This window comes from Brucella sp. IR068 (genome assembly GCF_049065885.1).
Lineage (GTDB): Bacteria > Pseudomonadota > Alphaproteobacteria > Rhizobiales > Rhizobiaceae > Brucella > Brucella intermedia.
This window is the reverse complement of sequence record NZ_JBAKHE010000032.1, coordinates 1-12,201: the sequence shown is the minus strand read 5'-3', so window position 1 is coordinate 12,201 and position 12,201 is coordinate 1. Positions and strand designations below refer to the sequence as shown.

Sequence of the window (12,201 nt, the reverse complement as noted above, 5' to 3'; positions counted from 1 at the left end):
GCTGTCGGGTTGCTGCGGCCTGAAAGCGTCGATAATCGGTGGAGCCGGAGATGATTACCCGGCGAACCCATTCCAGAATTTCTTTTCGCTTGCTGAAAGGCAGATTATTGAAATCGTCCGGCAGATGCCAGGCGAGCCGGCGCCGTTCGTGGCCAGTATGACAGATGACGAGGCGATAAGGCAGGATGGTAGCCTCGCGGCAAATGACAATGCAGGCGGTGCGGCTGATGTCCCGTCGTGAGAGAAGCTAGACCGGGTTTCGCTTTCAATCGCCCGCCTGATCGGCAGGCAGATGGCGCGGGAAGAGTTCGAGCGAATGCGCGCCACCACCGCCAACGACATATGCCCGCCAGCACCGGAGATAAGCAGGAAGATCATTCCGGCGACGATGGCAACTAACGTAAGCCGGGATTCGGCCTTTTTTATTGAAAAACCGGCATGGAAATGGTATCTAGAAACATCATCTAGAAAAGAGGCTGATATGGCTTTGAGCATCAAAACAGAGGAAGCGGATCGGCTGGCGCGGGAGTTGTCCCGCCTGACCGGCGAGACCATGACGGACGCCATCACCCAAGCCATGCGGGAGCGGCTGGAGCGGCTGCGTGCCGAGCAGGAAGCGCAGCGCGATTACGTTTCGCGAATGAAGACTTTCGTTCGCGAGCGCGCCGCCCGTTATGACCGCCGCCCGGTCACGAAACGGGAATGGGATGAAGCGGTCGGTGACACGCCCGAAGAGCCTGGTTTCTCCCGATGATGATTGTTGATGCGTCCGCCATCATTGCGATCATGTTCGAGGAGCGGGAAGCGCCTGACTGCATGTTTGCCCTTCAGGGAGATCATTCGCGTCTCATATCGGCGGTGAATTATGTCGAGGCTGGCACTGTCATGGCGGGCAGGATCAAGGATGGGAACCGGCACGAAGCGATTGCCGATCTGGATGCGTTTCTGTCCGACTTCCGCATTGCCATTGCTCCGACAGACGCAGACCTCGCGCGTGCCGCCATGAAGGCGCGTCTGGATTACGGCAAGGGATTTGGAACGCGGGGCGGTCTGAATTTTGGCGATTGTTTCGCCTATGCCTTGGCCAAACGGCACTCGGCTCCTCTTCTCTACGTTGGCGATGACTTCGCGCTGACCGACATTCAATCAGCGTTGTCGCGAAAGAGGGTCGGTCAGGAAGTCCGGGCAGCGTTGGTGAAGGGAAGGCCAACAGGAAGAGAAGAGTGAACTCATGACGCTTGCAGCCCTTTATGCCCGCTATTCCTCTGACAACCAGAGCGAGGCGTCGATAGAAGACCAGTTCCGGCTTTGCCGGGAACATGCGGGCCGGGAGCGCTGGCAGATTGTCGGCTCCTACGAGGATGCTGCCATATCCGGTTCCAGCACCATCCAGCGTCCCGGCATCCAACGGCTTGTGAGGGATGCGCAGCGCGGCGGCTTCAAAATCCTGCTGGTGGAAGCTCTGGACCGCATCAGCCGGATCAGGCGGACGTCGCCACGCTCTACAAGCATTTGAAGTTTGCGGGCGTCACCATCGTGACCTTGGCCGAGGGGAAATCTCCGAGCTTCATGTCGGCCTGAAAGGCACGAAGAATGTCCTGTTCCTGAAAGACCTTGCCATGAAGACGCATCGCGGCCTTCGGGGCAGGGTGGAGAAGGGCAAGGCGGGCGGCGGGCTTTGCTACGGTTACAAGGTGGTGAAGAAATTCGACGCCAACGGCGAGCCGATCCGGGGCGACCGGGAGATTGTGGCGGAGGAAGCAACCATCATTTGCCGCATCTTCCGAGAGTTTGCTTCCGGCAAAAGCCCAAAGGCCATTGCCGTTGACCTGAACCGGGAAGGCGTTCCCGGCCCGCTTGGCCGCGCATGGGGAGACACCAGCATCCGGGGACACCAGACACGCGGCACCGGCATCATCAACAACGAGCTTTATACCGGCGTTCTGGTCTGGAACCGTCTGCGTTACATCAAAGACCCTTCCACCGGCAGGCGCGTTTGCCCGCATTCTGTCCGTCAGGTCGTAAGGACGACCCTGCGGCCATCATAGCTGCCTGGACAGCACTGGAGGCATTGTCGCCCCAAAGCTATAGGCGACCCGAAGACTTGGCATAGGGAGACCGATTGAGGCTAGTAAAGCTCGCCAGCCGCCTTCCCTGGGGCCGTACGCCAAAGGGTATCCGGACTACAGGATCTACTTTTAAAGTAATTTTGGGAGCTATCGCTCTAGATAGGCGACAGTCGAACTTGTACGGGTTTTCGGGGAGGAAGAAGAGCGATCGAGACCGGACGGAAAAAGGCTGCTATCGGCGCGGTTTCTGGTCGACAAGGACGGCTATATTCCCAGCTATTTCTATGTTCCTTACTCCCATTGCTCGATGGGGGACGTCGCGCCTCAGTAAGCGCGTAACGCTTGAAGGTCTGAAGTGGGGCCGCAAGTTGACCGGCTGCTTTTAGCGCTCTTATTGCTTTAGCGGACGCGATAATCGCTCCTAGCGCTGGCCTTCAAGCGGGCTGTCTCTCTGCCTTCAGGCATTTCAGAAATTGCTGGTCAAGCCACAATCTGAGTAAATTGTGCTCGTTCAGTATGGTGTGTGTGATTTTCGTAAGAATCAATTTATCGTTGAGAGTAAGAAAGCGCCGTGGTCGTTATGAGGTACTATGCCAAGCGAGATCGTACACAATCCAGATCAATACATGACGGCACTCCGCACGATTATTGCCGGAGGCCGGAAGAGGATCGGGCTACTGCTGGGTGCCGGCGCTTCGGCAGGAATGAAGAAAGCGGATGGAACCTATCCCCTGATCCCGGCAGTCGCCGGTTTGACCAAACTTGTCCTTGATGAACTCGAGAAAGATTTTGGGAAGCAGATCGCAGAGCTGATGAAGGAGCTAGCGCCCAAAAACGACATCGAGTCTCTCCTGTCCAGGATTAGGTCGCTTGCGAAGGTGATAGGGCCGGCCAAGATTCATGAGTTGGACGGACCGGGATATGCACAGTTTGGCGAGCGCGTGTGCGAGGAGATCGGGAAGGTCGTCTCAGTAACGTTGCCGGCGAGCGGCTCCGCTTACAGCGACATCGTGACATGGATCACCGGCGCCGGTCGTGATCATCCTATTGAGATTTTCACGACGAACTACGATCTACTGCTCGAGGAAGCGTTCGAGCGCGTGCGCGCGCCGTACTTCGACGGCTTCACGGGCGGTCGTGAGCCCTTCTTCGACCCGGTTACCGTCTCCAACAACGACCTCCCTGCAAGATGGACGCGTCTCTGGAAGCTGCACGGGTCGCTGGGGTGGTGCTCTAACAGCAAGGACGAGGTGATCCGCTCCGGGAAGGACAACGCGCGGCACCTCGTTTTCCCCGAGCACCTCAAGTATGACCAGACCCAAAAGGCACCTTACGCAGCTCTCCTCGACAGGTTGCGCGCCTTCCTCGCCACGCCGGACACGCTGCTGATCTCGATCGGATTCTCGTTCGCCGACGCTCATATCTCGGCGCGAATCGATGAGGGGCTGGCGGCCAACCCAACCGCGAGCGTGTTCGCGTTCCAGTTCCAGAAGCTTGCCAACGAGACCTGCGCTAGAGAGCTCGGTCGCCGACTGCCCAACTTCAGCGTCTATGCGCGTGACGCGGCGTTGGTGAATGGCTCAGAGGGCCCGTGGCGTGTTCCTTCGGAGCTACCCTCAAAGGACTGGGGACCAATCCGGTCCTCGTACTGGTCGGAACCGGTAGGGGGCGGCCCGCATGAGTTCACGCTCGGAGCGATCGAGCCGTTCGCGCGATTCTTCTCCGCGTCACGTTCCACACAGGTCTTCGTTACACCGGTAGCACCCTCTGCAGCGGCCGCGCCCGTCTCCACGGTGGCGTGATGAGTGCACCAACTCTTCTCGGCCACGTAGGAGCCGTTGCAGGCGCGACAATCAACGTGCGACAGTTTGAGGGAACCGCCTCAGGTATCGCTATAATTGGCGGCCGCAGTTACCGCATCGGCCAGGTCGGCAGTTTCGTCCGTATCCCGCAGGGCTATCACGACCTGTACGGTATCATCTCTGATGTCGGTGCTACGGCCACGCCTGAGACACTGGTCGACAGCGGAGCCAGAGGGGACCGCTGGATTAAGGTGCAACTCGTTGGCGAGGTCTTGGAGGCGACATTCGAGCGCGGGATCAGCCAGTATCCCGCAATCAACGACCAAGTGCACCTCGTAGTCGAGGAGGATCTCGCCCGCATCTACGGCACCGCCGACACGGGTCAGGTGACCATCGGCAGATTATCGGGAGCTGAGAGCATCCCCGTCCGTGTCGATTTGGACAAGCTCGTGACCCGCCACTCCGCGTTGTTGGGGTCTACGGGCGCGGGCAAGTCGACAACGGTCACAAGCCTGCTACGTTCACTTTCGGTCGGCCAGGGTGACCATTCGGGTTTTTCGAACGCGCGGGTGCTGCTGATGGACATCCACGGCGAGTACGGCCGCGCGCTTGGCGAGGTCGCCAAAGTCTTCCGCGTTAACCCGCTAGAGAACGAGGAGCGCCTCTACGTTCCCTATTGGGCACTCAATCTCGATGACCTGCTGACCTTCCTGCTCGGCAAGACCGAGGAGAAGGCACTAACGGCGATTCAGGACCGCATTCTTAGAGCAAAAACACAAGTCTCGGCCCGGATGAACTATCCTGGTGTCAATGCCAACTCGCTGACCGCCGACAGCCCTCTGCCATTTAGCCTGAAATCGCTTTGGTTCCACCTGATCGACCCAGAAATTAAGACGTGGATGGAGAACACTCAGCAGAACTCGGCTCAGACCGCTCCGGGCGATGCCGAAACACTTACGGCGCCTACCTATCCACTGCCTGGTCAAGGCAATACGCCACCGTTCGCAAACAAGACAAACGTGCTGTCAATCCGGCGACAGCTCGAACAGCTCCGGTCACGGCTACTGGATCGACAGTACGACTTCATGCTCCATCCCGGGCCTTGGGAACCGAGCCTCGACGGGGCTCCGCAGAACGACCTGCCCCAACTGCTCGAGAGCTGGCTCGGGCACGACAGACCGATCACGGTGCTGGATTTGTCGGGCGTGCCAAGCTCGACCCTTATGCGACTAATTGGAGGCATCCTGAACATCATTTACGAGGCCCTCTTCTGGAGCCGCGAGATGCCTGAGGGCGGGCGGGCGCGCCCCCTACTCGTGGTTATGGAGGAGGCACATCGCTACTTGGGCCGGGACGACGCCAACCTTGCGCGAGACGCCGTCCAGCGCATTGTTAAGGAGGGCCGCAAGTTCGGCCTCGGCGCGATGATCGTGAGCCAACGCCCGTCCGAGATCGACGAGACCATTCTCTCCCAGTGCGGTACGTTCTTCTCGCTGCGCCTCTCAAACTCGTCGGACCGCAGCAAGGTTCAGGCCGCCCTGCCTGACAGCTTGAGCGGCATTGTGGACAGCTTGCCTGTGCTTCGTACGGGCGAAGCTGTAATCACCGGCGAGGCTGCAAAGCTGCCTGTGCGATGCAGGATTACGCTCCCCGAGGAAGGCAAGCGGCCTACTAGCGAGGATCCGCGCGTTGCACACAACTGGAGTAAGGAACGCGGGAACGAGAATTACGTGAACGTCACCGCTGCGTGGCGATCACAGAACCCACGATGGACGGAGGAATGAATGGAACGACAGCCAGTAAGCTCGTCGAGTTTGGCTTCGGTGGGCTATGACCCAGGTTCGGAGACACTTGAGGTCGAGTTCGTCGCTACCGGCAAGGTGTACGAATATTACAACGTCCCTCAGTTCATGTACGAGCGGCTGGTGGAAGCCTCTTCTATCGGACAATTTTTTAATGCTGAGATCAAAAACGCCTATCCCTGCAACCCGATCTGATTGGAGAGTTCTAGCCGATCTCTTTGGATGCATTGAACTGCCGCTTCCCGCATACCGTCAGTTCGAGTGCGCCACGAAGTCGGCCGGATAGCGACCTCATGTCGATAGCGATCACCGCACCGCAGAAATTCGCGTTTCAAGACCTGGTCTGCATCGAGATTATGCTGCGGTTCTGCGGGCACGACGATGCCACACTGCTTGTCGAGCCTGCCGGCGGCGAGGACGCCGAACTAAGGTTCACCGCTTATGGCCGGCCGGTCCACTGCGAGATCCAGGTGAAAGGCGCAGCGGGCACGGTTGCGCTCGCCGACGTCGCCGCATGCCTCGCCCATGCACCGCCGCGGCGCACTGCGCCGACGCTCCTCGAGCGTGTGATCGGCAATCCTAATCGTCTCGCTTTGCTCGTGATGAGCGGCCGCGCCGATGATGCGAGCGCGGTCTATCGCGGTCCAAGCACCTGGCATGGCGAGCAGCACAGCGTGTCGCGCATCAAGGCGACAGACGCCGCAGAGCTGCTCGCCGCCTTCGCCATCGCAGAAGTGGCGGGCAGCGACGGCGGCGCGCTTTACGCCAAACGAAAAGCGCACAACGCGGCGTTCGCCGCATCGGCAGACCTCGCAGCCATCCGTGAGGCCCTCCGCCGAACCCTTATCTTCGACCAGACGGACGAGGACGGGCTAGAGACGCGTTGCGTGGAGCGCCTCAGGCGCGACCACGGGATCCCCAGTGACCGCACAGGGGCGGTCCTACTGGAGCTACGCGCCGCAATCGCCGAGGCCAAGACGAATAAGACGGACGCCTTCCCGCTGCTACGGAGCATCCTCGCGCGGGCCTCACCACCGTCAATCCGCCCGACCGATTATCTTGCGAGGGGTGACGAACCCGCTCTCGTCGACGCTCTCTCGCGGGACAACGTCCTCTTGCTGTCCGGGACGCCCAGGGTCGGCAAAAGCTACGCGGCCCGCTATGTCGCGGCGGAATTCATGCCGCACGGCTATGACGTGCAGGAATTCGTCGACGTGGAAACGGCGGAACGCTTCCTGCTCGAACCGGGAGCAGCGCTGCGGCTCGCGCTTCTTGATGACCCCCTCGTGGGGTCGCAAGTCGAGGCGCAGGCGACCCGATCGCTGGCGCGTCTCTCCAAGCTGATCGGCCGCACCCGGCCGCAGCGCAAGCTCCTCGTCGCGCAAGGGCTCGAACCGCTGCTCGCGACCAGCCGAACAGTATCGCTCGCCCAGACCATCACGGCGCAACGGCGCTGGCGCGACATCGGCGAACTCGAAGCGGCGTTTCTGGTCAGTCTTTGGCAGGCGCTGGCGGCGACTTTCGCGATCGACGCCGCGATTGCCGCGCGCGTGACCGACGCGCTCAGGACCGGGGAGTTAGTGCTGGAGCCCGGCTGTCTCGAGCACCTCGCCGCCAACACCGATCGCCTCCGCCCGGCGGCGTCGATCGCGGATATCACTCGCTTGGCCCGTGAAGACGCCGCCCAACTCGGCCAGACGCTCGCTGCCGACGGGCTGGAAAACCTCGCGGTCAGCCTGGCGGTGGCGACCGCGCCGCGCGAACCGATCAAGCTCGTTGACTTGGCTTATGTGCGGGGCAGTGGCGGTGCAGGCCTGCCAGGCAAGCGCACGGCGCTGGGCACGATGATTACGATCGGCGGCCTGCCGATCCCACCGGCGACCGCTCCCGCTTATGACGAGCCTCCCGAGCTCGCCGTCGCGGACCAGACAGGCCTCGACTATCTCGAACGCCGACGGCTCGTCACAATCGACGCAAAGCCAACCGTCGGCTTCGCGCATCCTTTCTACCGCGCTGCGGCCGAGACACTGCTTGAGGTGCCGACCCATCACGCCGCACAAGCCATCGGTCACGCAATACAACGCGGGCTGTTCTGCCTGTCTCCGCAGACTTCCCGCGCCACCGCGCGCAATCTCGACTGGATTTTCGATCGGCTTCAAGCGCGTCCGACCGCGCGCGCGTCCCTCGTTGAGCAGGCCACAGAGGGGCTGCGCTCGTTCTTCCCTGCGACGCGCGATATCTGCTTCGGCTTCCTTGTCAACCGTCTGTCCGACCTTCCCGCCGAAACCCAGCGAGAGCTGCCGAGTTGGATCAGTTCGGTCACGTCGGTGACGCTCGACGACCTCGAATGGAGCGACGGCGAGGCGCATCTACCTTATGGCGAGCAGCTCGGAATTGACTATTTAGAACGCGCCTTCCGGACCGTCCGCCGCCGCGAGGTCGCGGCCGAACTAGCCCTGCTCGACGCGCCAGAGGGCTTGGTCGGCCCCGAGCGCGCCGCCGCCGCCCTGCGTTTCCTGGCCGCCTCTCCCGAGTCCATGACTCTCACAATGGTTGGGCGCCTGCTTAGCTATGACGAGGCCGCGTTGCGCGCCGAGGCGACAAAACTTTGGTTGAGTCGGCCACGAATAGGTGACGACGAGATCCTCGACCGCATCTTCGCCGACGATCATCCAAGCTGCGCGCTCGCCGCGCTTAAGGGCGCTGTACAGGACTGGGAGGCCAGCTCAGCCGATCGGCGGGCGCGGCACCTCGACGGTCTCGCGGCTCTCGCGCACAACGTCGCAGCCGCAGCTGCGATGCTCGACTTTCTCGTCGTCTTCGATCGCGAAGAACATACGGGCGAGCACCCGCCCTGGCCTATATTCGAGCGGCTCATGCCGGTCGTAATGGCGACCCTGCCGCACAACGCCGCGTTCATCGACGCAAGACTGTTTGCCGTCGCACGCAGCGCACTCGGCGCGCTCTCGCCGTCATCGCTCGTGGCTCTCTGCGACGGTTGGATCGACTGGCTGGAGCGCAACGAGCGTGCCGGGCGCTTGCCGAGCGAGTTCTCGCTCGGTCTCACCGAGATCCTGCTGCAGGCGACCGCGGCGGAGCCGGAACGCCGTGAATCCCGAGTCACGCGCTTGCTCGACTTCACGGGAACCGGCGCGAAGATCACCTTCATAGCCGACCTCATAGACCAATGGTCGCTGCTGCGTGACGACGAACGCGCCGCGGTCTTTGAGCGCCTGAAATGCGGTCGCTCGGATGATCGCTGGCTCCAGGCTGTTACCCTGACGCGCTCAGAGGTTCCCGATGCGGTCGTCCTGACGCTGCTCCCGGAAGGCATCGACCTTTCACAGCCGCCCACGCGATTGATTGATATGGCGCCGCCCTCGCTGATTGAGGCTGCGATCCATGTCTATAGTGGCCAGCCTCAGCCCTTGTGGTGGCTCGGCACGCATCACAGCGGCGACGCCGTCTGGGAACCGGTCATGGAAATCATCGCGCGCCGGCCGGACCACCCGCTGTTCGAGCTCGCGTGGGAACACATTGCTTTCAACGGCGACGGCAAGCGTGTGGCGCGCATCGTCGCCGACCTGGGCGCTAAGAACGCCGAACGCGCACTGAGCATTCTGCTGAGGATCAAGGTCGGGTGCACCGGCAATTTCATGCCGGAAGCCTGGGCGACGCTGCTCCGCCTAGCCGCCGACTCGGATGAACATGGCCAGTGGCTCGACCGGATGGTCGAGGCGTCGCCCGCGATTCTCGACGACATTTCCGATCTGAGAGATTGGCTGAGCGACGATGGCGATCTCCGCGGCATGCTGGACCGACTCCAGAACGATTTTCTGCCCTTGCAGATGGCCAAGATCGTCTTCGATGCGCCCCACGATGTCGACGCCCGCGAGATACAGGACAACGCTGTCAAGGTGCTGGCATTCTTGGTCCATGGCCGCCCGCCGCTGCTGTTCGGCACCTGCGATCGCCTGCTCAGGTGGCTCGAGCACGCAACGGTCGATACCGCCGGGCTCGTCACCCTGCTGCGCGAGCGGCGCGCAGCAATATTTGCCGAGCGCGAGGCTATTGAACAAGCGATGAAGCAGTCAGACCCGCAGCTCGACGGCTGGATCGATCCCTAGCTAAGTTCTGGTCGCCGTCACGACGGCGACAATCTCATTTCGCCGCCGCGTTCACGTCCCTTGCAATTTCAGAGCAGCCCGCCATCAGAGCATCGAGGGGCGCGGCCTCATCCAACACAGGCCGTCCCCGGCCATCGGCTCGCCTGATCAGTCAGGAATTGCGGCACGGTGTGTGCGGACGCCGAGCCAGGTCGCGGATAGGCGCCTGACTTTGTGCACGCCCGGCAGCGTCACGATCGAGTTTGCGCCCGTCTAGGATAGCGGCAGCGTGCCCGCTTCTTGCACCGGCCTTCTCCAATGCTGCCAGTCTGCTTTCGGCCATCTGTCGTGCTGGGATGCCAATGGGGTGAGCGATGAATCCTTGCTCTATGTTGGAAAGCCGACATGAAGAGATCTGGGCTGAAATGACGTGTTTGTGCAAAGTGGGTCGAAGCCCACGCAGCATCGGGAGATAAAAGAACGGCAGGTTTTGGGATCGACCGCACCATCGGTGAACGGCGGAATTAAGGCGCGTTGCTGCCGAAGTTCGTGGTTCAGATGAAAGGCAGCTTTCTCGACGTAGCCGCCCGAAACCTACCAGTCCGCTTGCAACCCCAAAGCCGAAGTCCAAACCGAGACACCGCCGTCTATCAAGGGTGTTCGGTCTTTTATGGCCAGATCGCAGAATGTAGGACTCCTTTCGCCTCTCTCGTATCGAGAAGAACGGCAGCGATTAGGGTCAGCAGTTCCGCATTTCCATTACGATCCTACAGATCGCTTCGCGCGCTTTGTCGTGATCGGCTGCGGCTAGCGCCTTGCCGATCATGAGGAGAAGCCAAGGGATCTTGCCCCTCTTCCTCAATTTCAGCAACCCGGCCATACTCGCCGGCACTCGTCCCCTTCCATCTCCGCGCTCTCGCGCCCCCGGAAGGCTTGTCGGGGGACATGCCTTCGGCAATTACGGAAAAGGATTGGAACAATGGTAAGCCTGCAAAGAAGACGAAAGTCAGCCCTGTTGCGACGGTAGAAGATGCGGCAGCAGAAGCGAAAAACCGCAGCGTCAGGGATGTGGTGGCGGCATTGCCCACGCCGGAGCTGGAAACAGCTATGGCGGCGGAAGCCGAAACCGTAGCCGACGAGAAACCCGTTGCAGAAGCCGCGAACGCCCCTGAAATCTTCATTCCGCTCAACAAACTCAAGAAGTTCCCCGCAATGCGCGGAAGACCCGGCTCAACGAAACCCTTGGAGACGGGATGTGCGCCTTTCAATTCAAAGGAATAACCAGCCTGCTTCAGGCCGAAGAGGCAATGCATGATCCAGTAATCTTCTCGACGAGGGCAGGGAGAAAACCCATTTTCTCGCCGACGATGCGCAGCAGGTCTGGAAATTCCGGATGCCGATGCAGATAATCAGCCATCAGCAGCGTCCATCTCGGCGAAGACGTCGTTGAAGAACTTCTTCGCCCGCACGCCACCATAGTCTTCAGCGGCCTGCCGCAAGGCATTCGGATCGAGCTCTCTCGCCACCGCCTTCGCGCATTCCAGTATCTGGGTTTCGTCCTCGGCAAGCCGCTTGAGATTATTGACCAGATCGACCAGCAGGAACTCTCTCGTTGCGACTGCTGGAAACTCGGGCTTCATCCGGAAATCATAGACCCGGTTGCCAAGCCTGAAGCGGCCATGGCGCTTCCTGTTGTACACAACGGTTTCGTTATAAAGCTGTGTGGCGCCGACGCCGAGCGCGTTGTAGGCATTCGGCGTCAGCAGCAGAAAACGCTTATCCCTAAGAAACGCTTCCACGAGATCGCGGTCACTGGCTGGAGCGCGTCCAAAGCTGGTGGTTTTCGGGCGCAAATAGACACCACCGGACAGCTTTGTCAGATCGCCGGCGTCCAGCAACTTCCTGATATCCCGATCCACAGAGGCGGTCCATCGTGTCAGGTCCCCCCTGCGATAGACCTTACCCGGGATAAGATGCTGTTTCAGTTCGTCCAATCTGGTCATGTTTTGTCACCTGATCTTCAAGATAGGGCAGAGGACGGATTGTGCAAGTATTTTCATTAGAAATTCATGCGCGCCAGAAGCGCAGCGGTCGGATTATGCTGCCTCCCAGACCTGATTGAGAATGCGCGCTGCGAGCGCAGACTTGTCCTGTGGCAGGAAGCGGCCATAGTGATTGGCCACCATCTCAGGCGTGTCCTGGATTGCGTAGCTCGCCTGTTCATAGGAGCCCGTCAGCTTCAGGATATGGGTGGCCAGAACATCCCGGACGTTATGCGGCCCGTGGGGAAGCAGTCCCTTGATGGCGCCGCGGCCGGTATAAGGATTGTAAATACCGTAGCGCTGGATCACCAGCCGCCAGGCCTCATAGAAGGTCGTTTGATTATAAGATGCATCCTTGCTTGTGGTCTTCACCGTCTTAA

10 protein-coding genes and 2 pseudogenes are annotated in these 12,201 nt (G+C 60.7%); 9 read left to right on the top strand and 3 right to left on the bottom strand.

Annotated features, from left to right (window positions below; translation table 11 throughout):
* The 9 genes and pseudogenes from ACOWVS_RS23165 to ACOWVS_RS23125 all read left to right on the top strand — a co-directional run.
* Positions 1 to 241, top strand: a 241-nt coding sequence (locus tag ACOWVS_RS23165; RefSeq protein WP_420973163.1) for a hypothetical protein, incomplete at its 5' end; no start/stop codon positions are given.
* 75 nt (positions 242 to 316) lie between these two features.
* Positions 317 to 754, top strand: coding sequence for a type II toxin-antitoxin system VapB family antitoxin (locus ACOWVS_RS23160; RefSeq protein ID WP_420973162.1), 438 nt, complete (start codon positions 317 to 319; stop codon positions 752 to 754).
* Complete coding sequence (locus ACOWVS_RS23155; protein WP_081375284.1) at positions 751 to 1,227, top strand: type II toxin-antitoxin system VapC family toxin; 477 nt, start codon at positions 751 to 753, stop codon at positions 1,225 to 1,227. The genes ACOWVS_RS23160 and ACOWVS_RS23155 overlap by 4 nt, the downstream gene beginning before the upstream one ends.
* 4 nt (positions 1,228 to 1,231) lie before the next feature.
* Positions 1,232 to 1,997 (top strand): annotated as a pseudogene (locus ACOWVS_RS23150) (recombinase family protein); the annotation flags it as partial.
* 662 nt (positions 1,998 to 2,659) lie between these two features.
* On the top strand, positions 2,660 to 3,871 hold the full coding sequence (locus tag ACOWVS_RS23145; protein ID WP_075042278.1) for an SIR2 family NAD-dependent protein deacylase: 1,212 nt from the start codon (positions 2,660 to 2,662) through the stop codon (positions 3,869 to 3,871).
* Positions 3,871 to 5,655 (top strand): ATP-binding protein, encoded by a 1,785-nt coding sequence (locus tag ACOWVS_RS23140; RefSeq protein ID WP_081375283.1) that lies wholly within the window; start codon positions 3,871 to 3,873, stop codon positions 5,653 to 5,655. Before ACOWVS_RS23145 ends, ACOWVS_RS23140 begins: the two co-directional genes overlap by 1 nt.
* Positions 5,656 to 5,868, top strand: a complete 213-nt coding sequence (locus ACOWVS_RS23135) for a KTSC domain-containing protein (protein WP_075042277.1) — start codon at positions 5,656 to 5,658, stop codon at positions 5,866 to 5,868.
* Between the two features lie 98 nt (positions 5,869 to 5,966).
* Positions 5,967 to 9,800 (top strand): hypothetical protein, encoded by a 3,834-nt coding sequence (locus ACOWVS_RS23130; RefSeq protein ID WP_075042276.1) that lies wholly within the window; start codon positions 5,967 to 5,969, stop codon positions 9,798 to 9,800.
* 924 nt (positions 9,801 to 10,724) lie between these two features.
* On the top strand, positions 10,725 to 11,060 hold the full coding sequence (locus ACOWVS_RS23125) for a hypothetical protein (RefSeq protein WP_075042275.1): 336 nt from the start codon (positions 10,725 to 10,727) through the stop codon (positions 11,058 to 11,060).
* 10 nt (positions 11,061 to 11,070) lie between these two features.
* Here the strand turns inward: ACOWVS_RS23125 and ACOWVS_RS23120 are convergent, their stop codons facing one another.
* The 3 genes and pseudogenes from ACOWVS_RS23120 to ACOWVS_RS23110 form a co-directional block, all read right to left on the bottom strand.
* Complete coding sequence (locus ACOWVS_RS23120; protein WP_282097766.1) at positions 11,071 to 11,196, bottom strand: hypothetical protein; 126 nt, start codon at positions 11,194 to 11,196, stop codon at positions 11,071 to 11,073.
* Positions 11,189 to 11,782 carry a hypothetical protein gene (locus ACOWVS_RS23115; RefSeq protein WP_075042274.1) on the bottom strand — a complete coding sequence of 198 codons (594 nt, stop codon included), beginning with the start codon at positions 11,780 to 11,782 and terminating at the stop codon, positions 11,189 to 11,191. The genes ACOWVS_RS23120 and ACOWVS_RS23115 overlap by 8 nt, the downstream gene beginning before the upstream one ends.
* 93 nt (positions 11,783 to 11,875) lie before the next feature.
* Positions 11,876 to 12,201, bottom strand: a pseudogene (locus ACOWVS_RS23110) (hypothetical protein); the annotation flags it as partial.